This window comes from Rheinheimera sp. EpRS3 (assembly GCF_001513785.1).
Lineage (GTDB): Bacteria > Pseudomonadota > Gammaproteobacteria > Enterobacterales > Alteromonadaceae > Alishewanella.
Genome location: NZ_LNQS01000009.1, coordinates 524,476 through 543,720 on the forward strand (window position 1 = coordinate 524,476; position 19,245 = coordinate 543,720).

General features: G+C 48.4%; 25 protein-coding genes. 15 read left to right on the forward strand and 10 right to left on the reverse strand.

Going from position 1 to position 19,245, the window contains the following annotated elements:
• The first annotated feature begins 13 nt into the window (after nt 1-13).
• From AR688_RS14860 to AR688_RS14915, 12 genes are all read left to right on the forward strand, one after another.
• On the forward strand, nt 14-931 hold the full coding sequence (locus AR688_RS14860) for a CHAP domain-containing protein (RefSeq protein ID WP_082694796.1): 918 nt from the start codon (nt 14-16) through the stop codon (nt 929-931).
• 102 nt (nt 932-1,033) lie between these two features.
• The gene (locus AR688_RS14865) at nt 1,034-1,729 is read left to right on the forward strand and encodes a DUF3592 domain-containing protein (RefSeq protein WP_068235529.1); all 696 of its coding nucleotides are present in this window, start codon (nt 1,034-1,036) and stop codon (nt 1,727-1,729) included.
• Between the two features lie 24 nt (nt 1,730-1,753).
• On the forward strand, nt 1,754-2,038 hold the full coding sequence (locus AR688_RS14870) for a hypothetical protein (protein ID WP_068235532.1): 285 nt from the start codon (nt 1,754-1,756) through the stop codon (nt 2,036-2,038).
• Nucleotides 2,039-2,267: 229 nt separating this feature from the next.
• Nucleotides 2,268-2,957 carry an alpha/beta fold hydrolase gene (locus AR688_RS14880; RefSeq protein ID WP_331458834.1) on the forward strand — a complete coding sequence of 230 codons (690 nt, stop codon included), beginning with the start codon at nt 2,268-2,270 and terminating at the stop codon, nt 2,955-2,957.
• Between the two features lie 66 nt (nt 2,958-3,023).
• Nucleotides 3,024-3,620 (forward strand): GNAT family N-acetyltransferase, encoded by a 597-nt coding sequence (locus tag AR688_RS14885; RefSeq protein WP_068235541.1) that lies wholly within the window; start codon nt 3,024-3,026, stop codon nt 3,618-3,620.
• A gap of 7 nt (nt 3,621-3,627) precedes the next feature.
• Nucleotides 3,628-4,059, forward strand: coding sequence for a GNAT family N-acetyltransferase (locus tag AR688_RS14890; RefSeq protein ID WP_068235543.1), 432 nt, complete (start codon nt 3,628-3,630; stop codon nt 4,057-4,059).
• A 123-nt stretch (nt 4,060-4,182) separates the two neighbouring features.
• A complete protein-coding gene (locus AR688_RS14895; protein WP_068235546.1) occupies nt 4,183-4,536 on the forward strand; it encodes a VOC family protein in 354 nt (117 codons plus the stop codon).
• A 57-nt stretch (nt 4,537-4,593) separates the two neighbouring features.
• Nucleotides 4,594-5,175 (forward strand): GNAT family N-acetyltransferase, encoded by a 582-nt coding sequence (locus AR688_RS14900; RefSeq protein WP_068235549.1) that lies wholly within the window; start codon nt 4,594-4,596, stop codon nt 5,173-5,175.
• A gap of 60 nt (nt 5,176-5,235) precedes the next feature.
• Nucleotides 5,236-5,640, forward strand: a complete 405-nt coding sequence (locus AR688_RS14905; RefSeq protein WP_068235553.1) for a hypothetical protein — start codon at nt 5,236-5,238, stop codon at nt 5,638-5,640.
• Nucleotides 5,549-6,166 (forward strand): hypothetical protein, encoded by a 618-nt coding sequence (locus AR688_RS20225; protein ID WP_156420314.1) that lies wholly within the window; start codon nt 5,549-5,551, stop codon nt 6,164-6,166. Before AR688_RS14905 ends, AR688_RS20225 begins: the two co-directional genes overlap by 92 nt.
• 47 nt (nt 6,167-6,213) lie before the next feature.
• Nucleotides 6,214-6,534, forward strand: coding sequence for a hypothetical protein (locus tag AR688_RS20230; protein ID WP_156420315.1), 321 nt, complete (start codon nt 6,214-6,216; stop codon nt 6,532-6,534).
• Nucleotides 6,535-6,605: 71 nt separating this feature from the next.
• Nucleotides 6,606-7,124 carry a GNAT family N-acetyltransferase gene (locus AR688_RS14915; protein WP_197412237.1) on the forward strand — a complete coding sequence of 173 codons (519 nt, stop codon included), beginning with the start codon at nt 6,606-6,608 and terminating at the stop codon, nt 7,122-7,124.
• Nucleotides 7,125-7,137: 13 nt separating this feature from the next.
• Here the strand turns inward: AR688_RS14915 and AR688_RS14920 are convergent, their stop codons facing one another.
• Nucleotides 7,138-7,959, reverse strand: a complete 822-nt coding sequence (locus AR688_RS14920; protein ID WP_068235962.1) for an alpha/beta fold hydrolase — start codon at nt 7,957-7,959, stop codon at nt 7,138-7,140.
• Between the two features lie 260 nt (nt 7,960-8,219).
• Between AR688_RS14920 and AR688_RS14925 the strand changes: the two genes are divergently transcribed.
• Nucleotides 8,220-9,179, forward strand: a complete 960-nt coding sequence (locus AR688_RS14925; RefSeq protein WP_068235559.1) for a hypothetical protein — start codon at nt 8,220-8,222, stop codon at nt 9,177-9,179.
• A gap of 76 nt (nt 9,180-9,255) precedes the next feature.
• Here AR688_RS14925 and AR688_RS14930 read toward each other — a convergent pair whose 3' ends face one another.
• The 6 genes from AR688_RS14930 to folM all read right to left on the reverse strand — a co-directional run bounded on the left by AR688_RS14930 (nt 9,256) and on the right by folM (nt 13,286).
• Nucleotides 9,256-9,792, reverse strand: coding sequence for a phosphatase PAP2 family protein (locus tag AR688_RS14930; protein WP_156420323.1), 537 nt, complete (start codon nt 9,790-9,792; stop codon nt 9,256-9,258).
• 39 nt (nt 9,793-9,831) lie between these two features.
• The gene (gene atcC / locus AR688_RS14935) at nt 9,832-10,725 is read right to left on the reverse strand and encodes a cold adaptation protein AtcC (protein ID WP_068235565.1); all 894 of its coding nucleotides are present in this window, start codon (nt 10,723-10,725) and stop codon (nt 9,832-9,834) included.
• Nucleotides 10,726-10,736: 11 nt separating this feature from the next.
• Nucleotides 10,737-11,501: a cold adaptation protein AtcB gene (atcB, locus tag AR688_RS14940; RefSeq protein WP_068235569.1), complete on the reverse strand. Its 765-nt coding sequence runs from the start codon at nt 11,499-11,501 to the stop codon at nt 10,737-10,739.
• Nucleotides 11,501-12,082: a cold adaptation protein AtcA gene (gene atcA, locus AR688_RS14945; RefSeq protein ID WP_068235572.1), complete on the reverse strand. Its 582-nt coding sequence runs from the start codon at nt 12,080-12,082 to the stop codon at nt 11,501-11,503. The genes atcB and atcA overlap by 1 nt, the downstream gene beginning before the upstream one ends.
• Before the next feature lie 23 nt (nt 12,083-12,105).
• A complete protein-coding gene (atcJ, locus tag AR688_RS14950; protein WP_068235575.1) occupies nt 12,106-12,390 on the reverse strand; it encodes a cold adaptation protein ActJcold adaptation protein ActJ in 285 nt (94 codons plus the stop codon).
• Between the two features lie 158 nt (nt 12,391-12,548).
• Nucleotides 12,549-13,286, reverse strand: a complete 738-nt coding sequence (folM, locus tag AR688_RS14955; protein ID WP_068235578.1) for a dihydromonapterin reductase — start codon at nt 13,284-13,286, stop codon at nt 12,549-12,551.
• Between the two features lie 195 nt (nt 13,287-13,481).
• On the opposite strand from folM, the gene AR688_RS14960 reads away from it, so the two are divergent.
• Nucleotides 13,482-13,772, forward strand: a complete 291-nt coding sequence (locus AR688_RS14960; RefSeq protein WP_068235581.1) for a high-potential iron-sulfur protein — start codon at nt 13,482-13,484, stop codon at nt 13,770-13,772.
• Between the two features lie 235 nt (nt 13,773-14,007).
• Here AR688_RS14960 and AR688_RS14965 read toward each other — a convergent pair whose 3' ends face one another.
• The 3 genes from AR688_RS14965 to pabB all read right to left on the reverse strand — a co-directional run bounded on the left by AR688_RS14965 (nt 14,008) and on the right by pabB (nt 17,609).
• Nucleotides 14,008-15,390 (reverse strand): L-serine ammonia-lyase, encoded by a 1,383-nt coding sequence (locus tag AR688_RS14965; protein WP_068235584.1) that lies wholly within the window; start codon nt 15,388-15,390, stop codon nt 14,008-14,010.
• A gap of 276 nt (nt 15,391-15,666) precedes the next feature.
• A complete protein-coding gene (locus AR688_RS14970) occupies nt 15,667-16,227 on the reverse strand; it encodes a CoA pyrophosphatase (protein ID WP_068235587.1) in 561 nt (186 codons plus the stop codon).
• 2 nt (nt 16,228-16,229) lie between these two features.
• Nucleotides 16,230-17,609 (reverse strand): aminodeoxychorismate synthase component I, encoded by a 1,380-nt coding sequence (pabB, locus tag AR688_RS14975; RefSeq protein ID WP_068235590.1) that lies wholly within the window; start codon nt 17,607-17,609, stop codon nt 16,230-16,232.
• A gap of 100 nt (nt 17,610-17,709) precedes the next feature.
• Between pabB and AR688_RS14980 the strand changes: the two genes are divergently transcribed.
• The gene (locus tag AR688_RS14980) at nt 17,710-19,230 is read left to right on the forward strand and encodes a fumarate hydratase (RefSeq protein WP_068235593.1); all 1,521 of its coding nucleotides are present in this window, start codon (nt 17,710-17,712) and stop codon (nt 19,228-19,230) included.
• Nucleotides 19,231-19,245 lie beyond the last annotated feature (15 nt).

Consider the following 19,245-nt stretch of genomic DNA (forward strand, 5'->3'; position numbering starts at 1 on the left):
TGTGAATAAAACCATGAAGTGGCTGCTTGCGATATTTGTACTTATTGCAGCAGTGTTTGGCGCCTATCAGCTTATTACCCGCATGCCGCTGGGCAGCAGTGTTTTGCCGGGTACGCAGATTGATGATTTAAACGGCGTGGCTATTTACTATAACGGCGGGGTAAATCAGTCGCATGGCAGAAACTTATCCACGGGTGGTTACAACCTTGGTATCAGGTATCAGTGTATCGAGTTTGTAAAACGCTATTACTATGAAAGGTTTGGCCATCAGATGCCAGATTCTTACGGGCACGCCAAAACATTTTTTGACCAAACCCTGCCTGATGGCGCCTTAAATGAACAACGCGCTTTACTGCAATACCATAACGGCGGTACCACCATGCCAGCGGCGGACGATATTATTGTTTATGGCCCGTCGTTATTTAATCCCTATGGCCATGTAGCTATTGTGGCGCAGGTGAACCCGTATGCTGTTGTGGTAGCGCAACAAAATGCGGGGCCGGTGTATTCTTCCCGTGAGGCGATACCGCTTACCCAGCAAGATAGCGGCTACCGGCTGGGTAATAGCCGCGTGCTGGGTTGGTTGCGCCTGCCGCCTCAACTTAACCGTGCACTGAAACTTAATGCAACAACCGGCAGCTTTAAGCCAGATGCCAACTTTGTTTACCGTGATATGGTCGGCGGCCCTTATTTTGATGAATGGTATCTTGAAGGCGATCTGGTTGGCAGAACAACGCTTAAATTACAGCGCGAAGGTAAATCCGGCAGTTTAGCCGTGCCCGTCGCAATAGCCTGTGAATCACGTACGTTAACCGTTACCGGTGACGGGCTGGTGTTTGGCCATATAGCGATATCAGCAGCAGAAGCACAAAACTATCTTATGGCGGATATTTCTGCTGCTGTTATGGATAACGCCTGTGCAAGCCACTAACAGCGTTATTGGCTGACTAAGACAGGTAAAGGAAAGAGGCAGCGCTTTGGCTCTGCAAATGTAACCGCGGCTAATAATACAAAGTACATACTGGGATCAAACATGAAAGTCATTGCAATCGTTAAATATTTATTCACTTTAGTTGGCTTTGCTATGCTGGCGGGGGCGTTTTTTGTTTACAACAGTACCAGCTCATTTTTAAAAGAGGCCGCAACGGCAGAAGGTATTGTGGTGGAGCTGTTGGTATCACGCACGAGTAATTCCATTAGTTACCGGCCTTTAGTTGAGTTTACTACCCAAAACGGCCAGGTCATTGAATTTGCCCCGTCAGCCGGCAGTAATCCGGCGCGTTATGCCGAAGGCGAGCAGGTAGAAGTGCTGTACCAGGCCGCGCGGCCATCAGATGCCAAAATTAATGACTTCTTTTCGCTGTGGAGCGTTGCGCTTATTTTAGCGGGTATGGGCGCGGTATTTTTTCTGGTAGGCGCCGTCATTATTGTGTTTATCGCGTTAAAAGGCCGGCAGGATGAAAGGCTAAAAACCAGTGGCGTGGCAATAGACACCCAGTACCAGAGCGTTGAACAGAATACGGCGTTGTCCGTAAATGGCAAACACCCGTTTCGGGTGTTAACGCAGTGGCAAAACCCGGCCACGTCTGATATTCATATCTTTAAAAGTAATAATCTGTGGTTTGACCCGTCTGCTTATATCAAGCAAGAAACGATCAGAGTATTTATCGCCCAGGGCAACCCAGCAAAATACTACGTCGATTTATCGTTTCTGCCAAAGCTGAAATAGGTAGCATTTGAGAAGGACTTTAAAGTGAAAAATGTAACAGTGTTATTACTGCTTTCAGGACTGTTGAGTGGCTGTGTAATGGTTCCACAAGATGACCAAGTTAAGGTTAATCGTTGTGAAATCTCAAGTGACCGCAAAACGCTTAAGGTCATCAATGGCTTCGAGGAGGCTAATAGCTTCTACTCGATCAGCGGGCTGGTTCTTCTTCCAATTTCAGGAGTATTGTCAGGGGCTTATGTGGCTGTCAACAATATTTATCACCTCGGGGAAGAGCGTTTTGTCTGTGGTCCTGAAAAGCAGCAAATATAACACGCTGTTTAATTCAGTTCCGTTATTATCCGGTGCTGCAATGCAGTTGGCACCAGGTTCAGCTGGTTTTGCATGCTGGCTTTAGTGTCGTTCTTATGCAAAATGCTTGGTTTTTGATATTGCTTGCGCTGTTGCGGGGTTTGGAAATCATGGTTTTGAGAAATACCAACAAAATCCAGCCTAAAGAAGGCGTAAGTTGTGGTAAAAAAGGCCGTAAAAATTGAAGTTAGTGCTATTACCCGGAATGGATGGAACCGGAATGTTGTTTGGCCCGCTGGTGGCGAATATTCAGGGCATAGAGGTAATAGTTTTACCGCTACCAAACGAGGGCGCGCAAGATTATAAGTCTCTGTCAGAGTGGATATTAAAACGCCTTCCTGATGAGGATTTTATTCTTGTTGCCGAGTCATTCTCCGGCGGTATTGCCGCATTGCTATCACAGCAGCTAGTGCCGCATTTAACAGGCATAATCTTTGTTGCTTCGTTCTTATCGGCGCCGAAAAAGTTGATGGCGCACTTTGCGTCGTTGTTACCAATACGCTATTTCGCCCATCTGCCGTTTTCCGGCATCGTTTACAGGCTGTTCTTTCTGGGGAAAGACGCCGGCAATAAAGAAATTGAGTTGTTCAGACGCGCTATAGATGCCGCTCCGGTTCGCGCTCTTAAATTAAGGCTTAAAGTCATCGCTCAGGCAAAATATGACGGCTTTAAGTCGGGCGTTCCGACGGTATATATTGGCGCTGCACACGATATGCTGGTGCATCAGCGGAAAAGGCTGGAGTTTGTGCAAGCCTACAGCGACATTACCTTTGCAGAGCTTGACGGCCCTCATTTTATTTTTCAGGCTAAACCCAAAGAAGGGGCGACAGCGATTACAGAGGCTGTACACCTTTTAACCGGTAAAGTAACAAAAGCCTGATAACACCGCAGCTTTTTAGCGTTAAGGACCGCTGCGGTAAGAACAGTGTCAAAAATGGAGCAATGAATGTCAGAAATGTTGTTTTTCCCGGTTATTGAAACTGAGCGGTTAACATTGAAACCTTTAGTATCCGCTGATTCGGCCAGCTTACTGGAAATATTTTCTGATCCTGAGGTAATGAAGTACTGGAATACGCCACCCTGGTCTGGCATTCAGGATGCTTATCGTTTCGTAGATAACAGCAACGATGCGATGCAGCGTCAAGAATCACTGGTGCTTGGCGTATATGTTAAGTCTACTGCTGAGTTGGTTGGCAAATGTATGTTGTTTAGTTATGACAAAGAATCGAAACGGGCTGAAATCGGTTTTGGTTTAAGCCGGGCTTGTTGGGGTAAGGGCTATATTACTGAGGCTGGTGAAGCACTAATTCAATATGGCTTCAATTCTCTGGGCCTTCGCCGGATTGAGGCTGAAATCGACCCGGATAACCAGTCCTCAGCAAAAGCACTAGAAAAGCTTGGGTTCTATCAAGAGGGCTTACTGAGGCAGCGCTGGGAAATCAATGGTATTGTTTCTGATTCCGCACTATATGGAAGATTGGCCAGTGATCCTTCACCACAGCACATCAAAGCCATGCACACCTCAAACGCCTGTGCAATGTAAGCAGGCTATGACTGTGATTACCTTTCGGCCTGCTGAGGATTTAGCAAAAGCTGCAGAGTTAACCCTTACCAATATGCGTTCATATTACGCACAATATTCGGTAGAGTGGGATAAGGCGAAAATCCGGGACATGACTCAGCAATTGCTTAACTGGGACATTTTAATGGCAGGCCAGGTCGTAGGAGTTATGAGATTATCTTTTGACAGTGAGGGCTGCTACCTGCGCGATTTGCAAGTAGATCAACAGTTTCAAAACCGGGGCATTGGTGCTTTAGCACTGGCAGAAGTAGAAAAGTTAGCCAGGGCATCCAAAGCGAGCCAACTCAGGCTAAGAGTATTTAAAAACAGCCCGGCTGTGCAATTATACCAACGCCACGGCTTTAGCATAAATGACGAGGACGACCGCTTTTACTATATGGATCGTAGCGTCTGCTTGTAAAGGTAAGTTCAGTAAAAGTATGCATGTTATTGCGCTTGTAGCAGTAAACTTTAGTTGTCTTACGATAGTGTTTAATCAGGCTGCGTTATAACGCATTTTAATTTCAACCTTTGAGGGGATTTAATGAACGGCCCGGCAAAACATGGTGCTTTAGTTTATTCAAACGACATAAAAAATCTGGCCGGATTTTACACAGCGCTTTTTGCGATGGACGTGATCCGGGAGACAACTGAGTTGATCAGCCTGGTTAAAGATGGTTTTAACATTGTTATTCATACGCCACCGGTAACGATGCCGCCGCCGGATTTTAATAGCGTAAAACTGTTTTTAACCGTTGATAATATTGAAGATGCAAAGCTAAAAGCAGAAGAGCTGGGTGGCCGGTCATTTGAAGGTTTATGGTCTAATCCGCTATTTACCGTGTGCAATATCGCAGACTCAGATGGCAACCATATCCAGTTGCGCCAATTCAGATAACAGCGCGGCCTGATATCATCAAAAATCAGTAGTTAAAAATTGTCGGGTTAAAATACTATGTGGATTAAACAACAAGAACTGGTTGGCCGTTTTGTTACGCTGGAGCCTTTGGCAGAAAGCCATATCGGGCCGTTACAACATGCAGTGGCAGATGGTGAGCCCGGCAAACTATGGTTTGCTCATGTACCTGCAGTAAACCAGATGGCAGATTACGTTGCTGCGGCCATCGCTGCTGCAGCGCATGGCGATGTACCTTATGCGGTAAGGTCAACAGCAACAGGTGAAATTGTAGGAACAACGCGCTATTACAATGTTGATGCACCAAACAGAAGAGCGCTGATTGGTTATACCTGGTATGCCGATTGTGCTAAAAGAACGCCGGTTAATACCGAATGCAAGCTGCTATTGTTAGCGCATTTATTTGAACAACTAAACGCCATTGCCGCAGAGTTTCGCACCCATTATTTTAACCGGGCATCACGTGCTGCCATCGAGCGGCTTGGCGCTAAGCAAGATGGTATTTTACGTAACCATCAGATAATGGAAAATGGCTCTTACCGCGATACAGTGGTTTATTCCATTATTGCCAGTGAATGGCCAGCCGTTAAAGCTAATTTGTTAAGTAAACTAAGCCAATAAGGCTAAACCATAACAGCACCGGATAATCCAAAAAAACGGCACTCAAACCATTGGTAAAATATGAAAGATATGAATTTTATTGCTTCTATCAATGAGCGGGATATTGGTCTGCTGATATTGGAAGAGCTGACAGTCAGTGATGAGTTTCGTGATTGGTTTAGTGCCAGATTATTTGGTTGTACGGTTTACAACGCCGCTGGCGGTGCATGGCACTCAGTGGTTGCCGGCGACAATCGTGAGTCTGATTTACTGTTTATCTTCTTATCGCAAAGCGGTGAACGCATTGCAATTTTGATTGAAAATAAAATTGATGCGCCGCCTCAGCCACAACAAGCGCAAGGCTATAGAAATCGTGGTGAGCAAGGTGAGGTAGATGGCTTTTGGGATTCATTTAAAACCTGCCTTGTCGCCGGAACGCTATTTAGCGTCTTCACGCCAAACAGAGCTGTACGATCGCGAAGTTAGTTATGAGGAAATTCTGGCTTATTTTTCGCCAAGACGTTTTCGCGATAATCGCTTTGGCTACAAAGCAAAAGTAATACAGGAAGCCATAGAGCAAAATCGTAGGGGGTATCAGCCGTTATTTAGCCGGGAAATGACAGTTTTTGTTGAGAAATATGTCATGTACGCGGAGCGGCATTTCCCGCTGCTTGGTGTGCAAGCTGCAAAGCCACGTCCGGCCGGTAGTACCTGGATTAAGTTCAGGCCGGCAGGTTTAGCAACATCAATGGATCTGTGTCATCAAATGACGGCTGGCTACGCCAAAGTATTTTTTACCGGTGCTATTGAGCAACTCGAAGCCATTACTAACAAATATGCACCTTACCTTACTGAATATCAGCTCATAAGCGCAACTGGTAAATCGGTATCAATTACTGTGGAAGTGCCAAAGCTGGAACCGTTACAAACCTTTGAACAACAGCAGGAAAAAGTTGCAATAGCCTTGCAACAGCTGAGTACGCTGCTGCAAGTTCTGGTAAAAGCAGCCTAAATCTGTCGCCGGGAATCTACTTTTTATATGGGTAATAACATTAGAAAATGGATGATAAAACTCGCGAAACACTTGTCATATACAGTGCATACGGCTATTTAGGTTGTCTTTGCTCGATGATTGTTGTGGCCATGATTTTTGGTAAACCTTATGGCCGTGCGGTGCTATATACGCTGATCCCGCTGTATTCGCTTTATTACGCAGTAATGTACTGGCGTGTTTGTCGTTGGTATAAGGATCCAGTGAAAAGGATATCTGCATTCGGCATTATTGGCAGAGGTACCTTCGTAGGCGCCATGTATTATTTGTCACTATTTTTTTGTGCTGTGTTGCTATACCTTTTTGTCAGCGTTCTCTTTGCTCTTTAAGTTAGAAGAAAATTGCATCAGAGAGCAGCGCCCATGCAGCATTTGAAGCACACTAACTATCGGACAGACCTTTGATCAACATCGAAACAAACCGCTTAATGTTAAGCCCGTTACAACAACAGCACTGGCCGTTGTTTTTGCGCTTGCATACTGATCCGCAAATAGTGGCGCTGTGTTTTGATGTGCCGCCGCAAGATATGATAAGACAGAAGTTTGCCGCGCGACTTAAACCCTGGACGCCCGACAGCGACAACTGGCTCGGGCTGGTGGTGGCTGATAAGGTTACCGGCGCAGAATTGAGGGTTACCGGCTTGCAGCTGCAAGACGGCGTTGCCGAAGTGGGTTATCTGTTTCTACCGGAATTCTGTGGCAAGGGTTATGCGGCGGAATCTCTGCAGGGGCTGATCAATTGGGCAACGGACACACAGCAGATAAACCGTTACCAGGCATTGGTAACAGAAGGCAATACCGCATCAGAAAAGGTGTTAACCAAATGCGGCTTTGTGCTTAAGCAAATTGTACCCAGCGCCCATAATATTGGCGGTAAGTATTTTGCTGACCATATTTACCAAATGCAGTTGCAGCGTTAAGCCTGTTTAGCCATTACTGACGGATAAACGCCAGAATATCTTTGGTTAGTTTGTCTTTGTCTGTGACAAATAAACCGTGTGGCGCGTTCTGGTATTCAATAAGGGTTGCCTGGCTAATGCCTGCTGCCGCCAGCCTGGCTGAGGCGTCAATCGGCACAGTTTTATCTTCAGTGCCATGAATAATCAGTGTTGGTACTTTGAAATGTTCCAAATCCGGGCGAAAGTCGGTGCTGGAAAATGCCTTCAGGCATTCCAGCGTTGCCCGGATACTGCCTTGCATGGCAACGGCGGCCATATGCCTGAGCAGTTCGTCACTAACGTTATTACCCGGCGTACCTACGCCAAAAAATGTATTAAAAAATTCGGTAAAAAATGCCGCACGGTCTTTATTAATCGCGCGGGCAGTTTTGTCGAACGCTTCCTGCTCGGTGCCGCTGGGGTTGTCTTCAGTTTTCAGCCGAAACGGCACCACAGATGAAATCAGAGCTGCTTTTACCACCGATTTAGCGTTATGGCGCGACATATAACGGGCTACTTCACCTCCGCCCATGGAAAAGCCGATAATGATTGCGTTTGGGGCATCTGCATAGGCAATAACTGCTGCCAGGTCGTCACTTAAGGTGTCGTAATCGTAGCCACTCCACGGTTGTGACGAGCGGCCAAAACCACGCCTGTCGTAGCTAATGGCGCGGTAACCGGCAGCGACAATAGCCATAGCTTGCTCGTCCCAGGAATCTGCAGACAGTGGCCAGCCATGTATTAATATAACCGGTTGGCCTTCACCCCAGTCTTTGACATAAAGTTTGGCGTTATCTTTGCTGCTGATAAAGTGCATAGCGTTGCTCCTTGTGGCGCTTAAAAACGCGGCACCGGCAACAATATTGAGCCGATGTGTTCTGCGCCATAGTAGCGGGTTGCCAGCATACTGGCTGTGCGCCAGCGCACAAATGCTATTCCGGCAAATGGCTGCGCTGTAAAAGGTTATATATGCCTGGCTGATACCATAGCGCTGATACAGAATAGGCAATCGGGTTTAGATCTTTGCGTCAAGCTGCTAAATTAGCGTGTATTACAGTAAGTTTTTAAGGGATTAGTGTGACCAAGCAAGCCGATTTAGAACGTCTTGAACGTTATAACAGCCAAACGACAGATTACACTTTGGCGATTATCACTGACGAAGATCATGCGTCAAAAGTGGAATTGGAGAACGGACAGACTGCCTGGACATCTAAACTGCGCTATGACCGGTTGTTCCGGCATCAGGACAGTGTTACCGGCGAAATAAGCTATAAGCTGGAAATGGTGCCAGCGGAGCAGGGTGGTGAACACCAGTTGATCAGCCTGATTGCGGAAGGTGGCCGGGGAGCAGAGTTTTCAGAGCTGGTTAAGTTTGGCTCACGCCTGATGACCTTTGATGATCGTACCGGCCTGGTGTGTGAAATTCGCAACGAAAATCAGCTTGTGCCACGCCATATTTTGATGGCTGGCAGTGGTGATGAAAAATTTAAAGGTTTTAAAAGTGAATGGGCAACGCTCAAAGGCGATGAACTGATTATTGGCAGTCATGGCAGAAAGCGCTCTCATCAATGGATTAAAATACTACGGCGGGATTATGCGTTGTCCAGCGTAGATTGGCGAGACCGTTACAGGTTGATGCAGCAGGCACTGAATTTAAGCGAAGAAGGCTATGTGATCCATGAAGCCGCAGAGTGGCACCCCTATCGTAAAGAGTGGCTGTTTTTTCCGCGGAAAATTTCCGATGCTCCATTTGACAGAGCCCGGGATGAAACCGACTGCGGTAACAATACGCTTATTATTGCCAGCGAAGACTTTAGCCATATCCGCACCGTTACCGTTGGCACACGCGATCCTGAACGGGGTATTTCATCGTTTAAGATATTGCCGGGCCATCCAAACGAATGTATAGGGTTAAAAAGCATTGAAATTGGTGAGCGCACCGAGTCTTACCTGTTCTGTTTTAACCTTGATGGCGAAGTGCTGCAGGAAGATACGTACATTGGGCCTTACAAATGCGAAGGCATTGAAATTCTCTGACCATACAGACCGGTGCTTACTTTTGTTACTTAGCGTATGCGCTGGCAGCATTATGGCTGTCAGCTGCACACTTGCCTTACCAATGTTTACTGAGCTGTAAACCCACACCATTTAAACCAGCCGTTGGAGTAATTTGCACGCCATAAAACGGTTCGGCGAACCAGTAGCTGGCGGCGATGCCGATTAGCGCACCGGCCAATACGTCGCTGGTGTCGTGATGATCATTGTTTACCCGGCTGTAGCCGACATAGGTTGCCAACGCATATGCCGGGGCGCCGTATTTCCAGCCGTAGCGACGCTGCATAAAGGCCGCGCCCTGAAACGCCATAGAGGTATGACCCGAAGGAAAGGCGTCATCGTCTGAGCCGTCTGGGCGGTTTTTATGGATAGCCGTTTTCAGTGCATAAGTAGCCGCGATCGTGCTGGCAAAGCTGTAGTAAAACTGAGTGCTGCCTTCGTCATCAGCAAAATACTGTGTCATACCCCAGGCTGCGGCTGGCAGGGCAACGCGCAATACGTCGGCTGCGGTGTCTTCTGTATTGGCTGTAGCATTTTGCAGCGGTAACAGGCTTAGCAGCGTAGCAGTTGCCAGGTGGCAAAAATGTTTATTCATTATGCTTTGGTTCATCCTAGCTGCGCGGCGAGCCGCGGCTTATAGCTCTAAATACTGCGGCCAGCCTAGTAGCGGGTTACTTAAGCCTTGCTTACCTTCAAAAGCGTCGAGCTTTTCCGGTGAGGCATCGGTGTGTGCCATGGTTTTATAGTCTTTGGCAAATTTTAACGTTCGCAGCAGTGCCGGAATAAAATGCTGGCCTAAATCGCTACGGATAGCGTCGGCATTGGCGGCTGGCAGCTCTGCCAAAGTGGCTTCAGTTTGTAGCTGGAAAAAGGTGTCGTTAAACCAGTGCGGTTGCAGCTCAATATTGCGGATACGCTTTTTTAAATCCTGGCGTACTTTATCGCCACCGGTAAGCGCGCGGTAAAATACCACTTCGGCCAGCACTTCTTCTAAGCTGAAATGCTCAAACTCGTCAAAGTGGCTGCGGGCGTAAAACTGCTGCTGCAGTAACTGCATAGACTGAGTGCGGCGGTGATCTTTCAGTGCCTGCTGGTACTGTGCCCAGCCGCTCCATTCTTCAGCATCGGGCGGTGTGGCAATGCTTTGCAGCAATTGTTCTTCCACATCGCCGTACAGTGAGTTTTTACCGGTTTTCTTGCTGACGGTGCTTAGCATATTCCAGCCTTTTTGAAACGGCTTTACCACGCCCTCCGGCGCCAGCAGCAGTGTTAACGCCCGCTCCGGGTCATTATCGCTAAGCTCCAGCAGGCCCAAGCTGACTACGCCGATAATATCGTGCGCTGCTTGTTCCAGCAGGTGCATTTTGTATTTATTGTAGAATTTATCGGCAAATTTTAAGCTCATCAGCACGGCTTTGCTTTTAATTTGCTGCAAATCATGATGGCTGAGCTTGTCGTCGGCTTGTGCTTTGCTGATAACCTGGGTTAAAAACGGGCCAAAGCTGCCATCGCGTAGCATTAACTGCATGACGTTATTCCTTAGTCGAGAAAGCTGAACATGTCGTCTACTTCGGCGTATTCGTCTGTGGCCTGGTTTTTCTCTTTTGCCTGCATCACCAGCTCGGTAGCGAACTTACTGATAATACCTTCCCAGCCGGAGTTTTCGTTGCGAATAAGCGCTTTAATCGCTTGCTCTACCTGCGGTGCTAACTGGCGGATCAAGGCCAGTAAACTGCGCGGATCGTCAAAGCCCAGGCCGTGTGCGTCTTCGGTTATTTGCCGCTCGGTGTAGCTGAGGGCTTCTTCTAAATCTTCTTCTTCTTCGTGCAGGGTGTCGGCGTAAAAGTCTTCATCGGCGATCTGTTCGCCGCGGTAAATTTCAATAAACGGAATAGATAAATAAAACAGCCCGGCAGGGTCTTCTGCTATGCATTCTAAAATAGCGGCTTGTTTGTCTTCGTTATCCTGGGTGCGGATTAAATAAGTTAAAAAATCAAAGGTATGCTGCTTGAGTTCTTCAGCATTGTTTTTGATTTTTTCTTCCCAGTACAACGGCTGCTGGCAGACGATATCGCGGATACGCTCGGGTGTCATCAGCTCAGAGATAATAGAAGGAAAGGAAAGATCATGCTCGCTGTTAATCTGGGTAAGCGTAACAATGTCTATATTTTCAATCACTTCTACCAGTTGCTCATCACTCATAGTATTGGCAATCAGCTCAAATTTTTTACTGGCTTGTTTGGGCTCTACTACGGCCAGCTGTTTAATTTCTGCTACGGCAATTTCAATTAAGTTAGTCGTCATTAAGGTTTTTCTCCGTCAAAGCGAATGTCGTCGTACTGATCGTCGTAACCTTCTTCGTCGCTGTCGTCATCATTGCCGTAATCGTCGCTGTCGTAGTCGCTGTGGTAGCTGTCTGTCTCTTCGTCATCATCGGTATCGTAGCTTGGATCTTCGTTATAGGTTTCGCTACCGTTACGGCGTTTGGCGGTAATTTTGCCACCTTCAAGTAAAAACAGCACAGCACAGGCTTCGATTAACTGCGCTTCAGAGTAAGCACGAATAGCTTTTACCAGCTCAACGTCGGCGTTGTTAAAGGCTACTGAGGTTTTAAACTCGTCCCAAAGTGGTGCTGTACTGCTATTTAACCACTGTTGCCACTGCGTTTTGGCCGCCGGCGGAAACTTGACCCGGCCGTATAATGCCATTGGCAAATACTCGGGTACGGATTCGAGCATTTGTGGATCAGCCAATAAAATGGCTTTCATCTTTGCGGTAAATTGCTCCAGCGCTTTGGGCGTGTCTGGATCCATGTAGGATTCAATATTTTCCAGCGCATCAGTTTGCAGGGCGCGAATGCGCGCCATATTCAGTTTGTTTGCCATAACCTGTTCACGACCATGATGTTTTATGAATAGTACTGATCCCACAGCTCCTGCATGGCAGAGGCGGGGTCGGTAACAATAACATTGTTAAAATCTTTGATAAAAGCAGCTTTTTGTTTTGCATCAGATAACACCTCATAAGCGGCCTTTACCCGTTGTAACTGGGTTGCGGCCTGATCTTTTTCATCGTCAGTCAGGCCAAGCAGTTTATCCGGGTGATACTTATTGGCGAAGCGCTTATAGGCTTTTTTAATATCGTCATCGCTGGCATTGGTTTTTACACCAAGTACGCGAAAGTGGTTAATCATAAGAGTTCCTGCACAAGCAAAGCGGTATCAGTATAGGTTGCCTGTTAACGGTGGTAAGGCAGGTTAACAAACAGCCGGTAATGATAGCAGACCGGCGCTGCTTCACCTAGTGCTGCAGCGGGATGATTTTCCGCTGCCATAAAGCCGGTCTTTGCTGCCTAGTTGCCAGCTAAGGGCCTTCCGCCGTCCAGCGCAAGCACTCTACCGGTGATGTAACGGCTGTTAAGCAGATACACTACTGTGTTTGTCATTTCGTTTGCTCCCGGCTCTATTTGCAGCAATGACTTTTTCAGCGCTTTTTCACGGTACTCATTATCGTCATCGCTGTTAAACATAAGCAAAGCAGGGGCTATGGCATTTACTTTTACCTTCGGGGCCAGCGCTTTGGCAAAGCTGAAGGTCAGGTTTTCCAGTGCCGCCTTAGATGCAGCATACGCCATATGTTTACCGCTGCCGGTACTGGCAACATAGTCAGTCAGGTGAATAATATCGCTAATGCCGTCATTGGCCTGTAGCAGTGGTGCCAAGGCCCGGTTTAGCAGGTAGGGGGCTTTGGCATGTACAGCTTGCATGGCGTCATATACTGCACTGTCGCCGGCCAGCGCAGTAACCGTATTGTCGCTTTGCGGCAAATCTTTTTTCCAGTCTGATGCATTGTGGATCAGTGCCCGTAAGCTGTTGTGTTGTTGTTTAATCTGGGCAATAAAATCGGTTAGCTGTGTGTTGTCTGTCACATCCAGTTGCACGCATTGCACCCCGGCGTCACGCAGCTGTGTTAAACCGGGTTTTTCTGTGCGCCAGGTTGCTATCACATTGTAGCCAGCGTGTTTTAATGCCAGCGCGCAATGCAGGCCAAGGCGCTGTGCTGCACCGGTGATAATAATATTGTTGCTCATCAAAGAATCCTATGCACTACGTTTGTAAACTGATTGCTGTAACCGATACGTGACGTTGGCGCTTTGGTTTAGTTTTTTCTGTTACATAGCAAACTAAACCGCTTGCGGCTTAACGCAGTAGTACTAAGCGATGGTTAAAAACAATAACAGTAGCATTAAGTGCAGACGTGTAATGACAATATCAGAGGAAAAGTTATGACAACCAGCAGAAGACGTTTTTTAAAACTATCGGCCGGCGGTGTAGTGGGCTTAAGTATGGGCGGCATCAGCTTAAAGGCTTTTGCCAACGAGCAACTGGATCCGGAAAACCCACAGGCGAAAGCATTGCAATATTTACACAAATCGGCAAAAGACGGGCAAAACTGTGCCAACTGTGCCCTTATTCAGGGCAATGAAGGTGAGCAGTGGCGGCCATGTGGTATTTTCCCGGGCAAACTGGTGAACAGCGAAGGCTGGTGCGCAGCATGGGCGAAAAAGCCGGGGTAAGCCTCAGCTCAGGCTACGCAAGAATCGGTTTGCTCTAAACCAACCGTTGAAGGCATGGATGCTGACAAATTCGCCGGGAGCGAATTTGAACAGCTGTGCTGGTCCGCAGGATGAACTTCATGGATGAAGTTCATAGTCGAGCCTACAGGGATGTATTTACGGCGTGTTGGTGTGAGCAAACCGGTTCGGCTACAAAGTGTTGATACCGGCTTGCTTTATACGTCATTGCAACTGCTTAACACTCGATGATATTAACTGCCAAACCACCGCGTGAGGTTTCTTTGTACTTGGTTTGCATATCTTTACCGGTATCCCACATGGTTTTAATCACTTTATCCAGTGATACCTTTTGATCGCCACTACCACGCAGTGCCAGCCTTGAAGCATTAATGGCTTTAATCGATCCCATGGCGTTACGTTCAATACAGGGCACCTGCACCAAACCACCAACAGGATCGCATGTTAGCCCCAGATTATGCTCCATACCAATTTCAGCGGCGTTTTCTACATGTGACGGTGTGCCGCCCTGAATTTCAGTTAGTGCGGCAGCAGCCATAGAGCAGGCCACACCCACTTCGCCCTGGCAGCCGACTTCGGCACCGGAGATAGAGGCATTTTTCTTATACAAAATGCCAATAGCGGCCGCGGTTAACAGATACTGCACGGCGATATCGGGGGTTACCGGTTGAATAAACTTGTCGTAGTACATTAGTACTGCCGGAATAATACCGGCGGCACCGTTAGTGGGGGCGGTAACTACGCGGCCACCGGCAGCGTTCTCTTCGTTAACGGCTAGGGCGAACAAGTTTACCCAGTCCATCACCTGCAGCGGATCGTTACTTTTTTCCGCCATCAGTTTTTTATACAGCGCCGGGGCGCGGCGTTTTACTTTTAACCCGCCCGGTAATATGCCTTCGGTTTTAATGCCGCGCTCGATACAGGCGCGCATGGTTAACCAGATATTGTTCAGCTCGTCAGTAATCTGCGCCGGGCTGCGTAATACTTTTTCGTTTTCCAGCATTAAACCGGCAATCGACAGGCCATGTTCTTTACATAGTGCCAACAGCTCCGCGCCAGATTCAAACGGAAACGGTGGTGGGTTGTCAGCAGCAAACTGGCTGGCCGCCTCTTTTTCCTTGGCAAAGTCTTCGGCTTTTACTATAAAGCCGCCGCCGATAGAGAAGTACACATCGCGTAGCACGATGTTTTTTTCTTTATCATAGGCAATCAGCTCCATGCCGTTGGAGTGCTCTTTTAAAGTTTTACGCCGGTGAAATACAATGGCGCCTTCACGCGGGAAGCTAACCGGTTTTACTTTTGCCAGGCGGATTTGCTGCTCATCACTGACTTGCTTTAACAAGCCGGGAACAGCGTCGGGATCAACCGTTTCCGGCAGGTAGCCGGCCAGGCCCAAAATTACTGCTTTGCCGGTGCCGTGGCCAATGCCGGTTTGGCCTAATGAGCCAAACAGCTCTACTTTAACGGCGGTAACGCTGTCTAGCAGGTTGTTGTTGGTTAAATCGTCGGTAAATTTTTTCGCTGCCCGCATCGGGCCTACAGTATGTGAGCTGGACGGCCCTATGCCGATACTGAACATGTCAAAAGCGCTGATAATCATAATAAATTCTGCCGGGTGGTTAGCATAATGGCGCCATTGTAACGGAAGGCGTTGTGTTCTGTAAGTGAGTTGGTAACTGGTCGGTGCTTATTACAGCAGCGTAAAACAGCCAACTGCAAAGCGGTATTTCTTCGAAGAGAAACCGGCTTGCTCACGCCAACACGCCGTAAACCCATCCCTGGGGGCTCGTCTCAGCCCGTCCGGGGCTTCAACGGTTAGCTTAGAGCAAGCCGGTTTCTCGTCAGGGAGTATGTTTGCGTATCGTAAAATTTACACTTACGCAAGTTGCACACACAACCGGTGCAAAATTGCCGCTGTAGCGCCCCAAATAAATTTATCCTGATACGGCATTGCATGCAGTTGCTGCACCTTACCACGAAGAGGCAGGCTGAACTGATGACGGTTTTCCTGCTGCAAAAAATGCGTTAACGGCACTTCAAAAATGCCAGCTACTTCATCGGCTTGCAATAACCAACTGCGCTGCGGTTGCAGCAAGCCAACCCAGGGCTGGATAGTAAAGCCGGTACTGGTGCTTTGCAGTGGCAGCCTGCCAAGTAACTCAACCGCAGCTGGGGCTAAGCCAATTTCTTCGTGCGCTTCACGTAGTGCAGCAGTATGACTTTGCTCACCGGGTTCAATACGGCCGCCCGGAAAGCTTATTTGCCCCGGGTGATGGCGCAGGTGCAGCGCCCGCTGGGTAAACAGCACATGCAGCTTATTACCGTAATCAATAATGGGGATTAGCACTGCAGCCTGATGTTGATCGCTGTGCAGTATCGCCCCGGCTTTAGCGGCCGTTTGCAATAAAAAACGCTGGCGAAACTCTGCAGCAAGCATTCTTATTGCTCCTTAGCTGCCAGCACCGGCAGAATTTTGTTCACTTTATCTAAGGTTTCCTGATATTCGCTGTTAACTTCCGAGTCGGCTACTATGCCGCCACCGGCCTGGCAATGAATTTGCCCTTCGCTGCAAATCAACGTGCGGATTGCGATATTGGTATCCATATCGCCGTTACTGTTAATGTAGCCAATAGCGCCGCAGTACACTGAACGGCGTTGTGGCTCCAGTTGTTCAATGATCTGCATTGCCCGCACCTTAGGCGCGCCGGTAATAGAGCCCCCCGGGAAGGCGCCGCGCAGTAAATCGCAGGCGCTGTACTGTGATGCCAGGGTGCCGGTTACCGTGCTGACTAAATGATGCACCGCCGGAAAGCTTTCAATAGCAAACAGTTGTGGTACTTCAACAGAGCCTGGCAGACAGACTTTACCTAAATCGTTACGCAGTAAATCGACTATCATCACGTTTTCGGCGCGATCTTTGGCGGAATTGCGCAGATTGCTGGCTTCCACTTCGTCCGTCATCGGGCAAATACCGCGCGGCCGCGTGCCTTTAATCGGTTTGGTTTCAACTTTGTTACTGTGTAGCTGTAAAAAGCGCTCCGGTGAGATACTCAGCACGGCACCCTGCGGCAGGCGGATAAAGGCAGAAAAGGGCGCCGCATTTTTATCGCGCAGTTTAAGGTAAGCCTGCCATTCATCGCCGTGATAACCGGCACTAAAGCGCTGTGTCAGGTTAATTTGATAGCAATCACCGCTGAGCAAATATTGCTGTACCTGATTAAAGCGGGCTACGTAACCGGCTTTATTCATATTAGCCTGCCAGTTACCGCTTAAGCTAAATGGTGCTGATGCCGCTAACTTCTGTTGCAGCCTGGCGTGCAGCTTATGCCAGCCGGCTTCGGCCTCGCCGTGGTAATCGACATACCACAACTGCTTAAGTTGCTTATCGAGGATTAGCGCCCAACGATAAAAGCCTACTGCCATATCTGGCAGGCTGATGTCGGCTTCTGCAGTGGCGGGCAGCTTTTCAATATAGCGGCCCAAATCATAACCAAAGTAGCCCAGAGCTCCGCCAATAAAGGGCAGGTTGCTAACTGCAGCTTTAGGGAAATAGCGCTTTAACGCACAGTTCAGCACGGTAAAGGGGTCTTCGTTGTAGGTATGAGCGCCGTGCTCGTCGGTGAGTATGCTGCAGCCGGCTTTGGCTTGTAAGGTGGCCAGCGGCTCTGCCACTAAGATGTCATAGCGGCTGTTAACATGCTCTGGCGCAGCCGAGTCGAGCAGCATGGCCCAGGGCTGCTGAGCGAAGTAGCTGAACTGCGTAAGTAAATTGTCCGGCGTTTCACCGTAAATTTCCGGCGGAATAAGGTACTGCTGCATGAATGGGGCTAGCCGCTGTTTCTGATGCGCGTTATCATACCAGCACCGACACTAATAGTTAAACATGGCGCTGCCAGAGGCGTCAGAGGACAGGTAAAACATGACGGTTATTCGCCAGCAAGACTTTATCGACAGCATCGAAGATGCGCTGCAGTATATCTCTTATTATCACCCGCTGGATTTTATCAAAGCACTGGAAGTGGCCTACCACAAAGAGCAAAACCAGGCGGCGAAAGATGCCATAGCGCAAATTTTAATTAACTCGCGTATGTCGGCTGAAGGCCATCGGCCTATCTGCCAGGACACCGGCATCGTAACCTGCTTTGTTAAAATTGGTATGGACGTAAAGTGGGATAAAACCGATATGACGGTGCAGCAGATGGTGGACGAAGGAACCCGTCGTGCTTACTTAAACCCGGACAACCCGCTGCGTGCTTCCATAGTGGCAGACCCTGCCGGCGCGCGCAAAAACACCAAAGACAATACGCCCTCTGTAGTACATATCGATTTAGTCGCCGGCCATCATGTTGAAGTGATGATTGCTGCCAAAGGCGGTGGCTCGGAAAATAAAACCAAGATGGCGATGTTAAACCCATCTGATTCCATTGTGGATTGGGTGCTGGAAACGCTGCCGAAAATGGGCGCTGGCTGGTGTCCACCGGGCATGCTCGGCATAGGTATCGGCGGTACAGCCGAAAAAGCGGCCGTACTGGCCAAAGAAGCCTTAATGGAACCGGTAGATATTCAGGACTTAATTGCTAAAGGTGCAGAAACAGCTGATGAAAAGCTGCGCTTAGAGCTGTATGAAAAAGTGAATAAACTGGGTATTGGTGCCCAGGGCCTGGGCGGTTTAACTACGGTAGTGGATGTAAAAATTAACAGTGTGCCAACCCATGCCGCCAGCTTGCCGGTCGTGATGATCCCTAACTGTGCCGCTACGCGCCATGTGCATTTTCATTTAGATGGCACAGGCCCTGCTGATATTCAGCCACCAAAACTGGAAGACTGGCCACAGGTAACCTGGGAGCTGGGTGCTAATGTGCGCAGGGTAAACCTGGATACGGTAACACCACAAGACGTATTAGAGTGGAAAGCCGGTGAAACCGTGCTGCTAAGCGGCAAGATGCTTACTGGTCGTGATGCTGCGCATAAACGCATTGCCGATATGCTGAATAAGGGCGAAGCGCTGCCCGATGGCGTCGACTTTAAGAACCGCTTTATTTACTACGTTGGCCCGGTAGATGCGGTAGGCGATGAAGTTGTAGGCCCGGCCGGCCCGACTACTGCCACCAGAATGGACAAATTTACCGATATGATGCTGTCGCAAACTGGTTTGCTTGGCATGATTGGCAAGTCAGAACGTGGTGACAAAACCGTGGCCAGCATTAAGCAGCACAAAGCGGTGTACTTAATGGCGGTGGGCGGTGCGGCCTATTTAGTGTCTAAAGCGATTAAAAAATCGCGCGTGGTGGCCTTTGCCGACTTAGGCATGGAAGCCATTTACGAATTTGACGTACAGGACATGCCGGTAACGGTAGCGGTAGACTCCAATGGCAATAACGTGCATCAACAAGGCCCGGCCATCTGGAAAGTGAATATTCAGCAAATGGACAAAGCGTAATTGCTTTACCATCGG